Genomic DNA, 1,574 nt, shown 5'->3' with positions numbered 1-1,574 from the left:
GCGCGCGGTCCTTCGCCAGGCGCGCGGGTGTCCGCAGGGACACCCGCACGTCCGGGCTCAGCCCTTGGCCGCGCAGGGTCGGTTGTCGTTGCGCGCGCTCGCGCCGGCCGACTGCAGGAAGCCGGCCATCACCTGCGAGCGGATCGCGTAGTTGATCTTGGCCGACTGGCTCTGGTCGACGTTGATGAAGGTGTTGACACCGACCACGCGGCCGCAACCGTCGACCAGCGGGCCGCCCGAGTTGCCCTTGGCGATCGACGCGGTGTGCACGATCAGCGGCACGCCACCCTGGCCGGCCTGCAGCGACTGCACGGCGCCCTGGGTCAGGTTCAGGTCGGGCGCGGCGGACACGTCGCCCTTGAGCAGGCGCTGGAAGTTGGAGTCGCCCTGCAGCACCACGCCCGGGTAGCCGGCCGCGACCACGTTGGCCAGCTTGCCGACCTCCAGCGCCATGTCCAGCGTGCCGGCCGCCGCACCTTCGTCCATGCGCAGCAGCGCGAAATCGGCCGCACCCGGCGTCGAGCTGGCGGTGGCGCTGAGCACGCTGGCGCGGCGCAGCGAGCCGAGTGCCTTGCTGGTCAGGAACAGGCGCTTGCCCTGGCTGTTCTCGACCACGTGGCGGTTGGTCACCAGCAGGTTCGGCGTGATGAAGAAGCCGGTGCCGGTGCCCAGGTCGTTCGGCCCGGCGACGATCACGATCGCCGTGGCCTGCTCGAGCCGCTGCGCCAGCGCCGCGCCGCCGAGGGCCGGCGCCTCGCCGCCGGTCGGAAGCGGCGGCTGCGCCGGCGCCGCGGCGCTCGGGCCCGAGGCCGCCGGGCCCGGCACGCCGTCGGTCGGCTGCAGGCTCTGCCCGGGCGGGCACTCGGTGGGTTCCTTCGGGCCGGCGCGGGCAAGCTCCTCGCCGAGCGCCTTCTGGCGCTCCAGCAGTGCCTGCAGGCGCGCACGCTGGTCGTCGAGCGCGCCCTGCTGGCGCGACTGCCACCACCACCAGGCCGCCAGTGCGAGCAGCAGCAGGAGGAGTGCTGCGCCGGCGAGCAGCATCCAGCGCTTCCTGCCCGACGGGCTGCCCTGGCTCACGGTCTGGTTCATCGCCTCCCCTTGGCGTCGTGCCGGCGGACAGTCTACTCAAGTTGCTTGCGGCACCGCGTGCACACAGTACAGTCGTGCGCCGCCGCGCGATCTCGGGCGGACGCACAAGAACATGCCGCCAGGGAGCCCCGCTTGCCGCAAGGCCTGACCCGAACCCGTGCCGACGCCGGCCAGGCGCTGCAGGTCGGCGGCCGCACGCTGACGGCGGCGCACGAGCAGATCGTCGGCGTGCTGCGCAGCCGGCTGGGCCAGAACCACGCCGAGCTGCTGGCCCTGCCCAAGCCCGACGCCGACGGCGGCATCGCCTGGAGCACCAACCTCGCCGGCGCGGTGACGCCGGCCGCGCAGCTGCCCGAGGACGAACGCGGCAAGCTGCAGCAGCGCGCCGAACGCTTCCTCGGCGAGATCCGCGGCCTGGCGCAGCAGCTGCGCGGCGAGGGCCCGGCCTCGGCGGTGCTGGCGCAGATGCTCGAGCAGGCCACGCG

At 74.1% G+C, this 1,574-nt stretch carries 2 protein-coding genes; one reads left to right on the top strand and one right to left on the bottom strand.

Annotation, left to right across the window (positions count from 1 at the left end):
- Nucleotides 1–57: 57 nt before the first annotated feature.
- Complete coding sequence (locus D9C15_RS33050) at nt 58–1,089, bottom strand: trypsin-like peptidase domain-containing protein (RefSeq protein WP_128003698.1); 1,032 nt, start codon at nt 1,087–1,089, stop codon at nt 58–60.
- Nucleotides 1,090–1,221: 132 nt separating this feature from the next.
- On the opposite strand from D9C15_RS33050, the gene D9C15_RS33045 reads away from it, so the two are divergent.
- The coding region (locus D9C15_RS33045) for a hypothetical protein (RefSeq protein WP_205854981.1) at nt 1,222–1,574 on the top strand (353 nt) is incomplete at its 3' end.

Source organism: Piscinibacter defluvii, assembly GCF_004011805.1.
Lineage (GTDB): Bacteria > Pseudomonadota > Gammaproteobacteria > Burkholderiales > Burkholderiaceae_C > Piscinibacter > Piscinibacter defluvii.
This window is presented reverse-complemented; position numbering and strand designations above follow the sequence as displayed.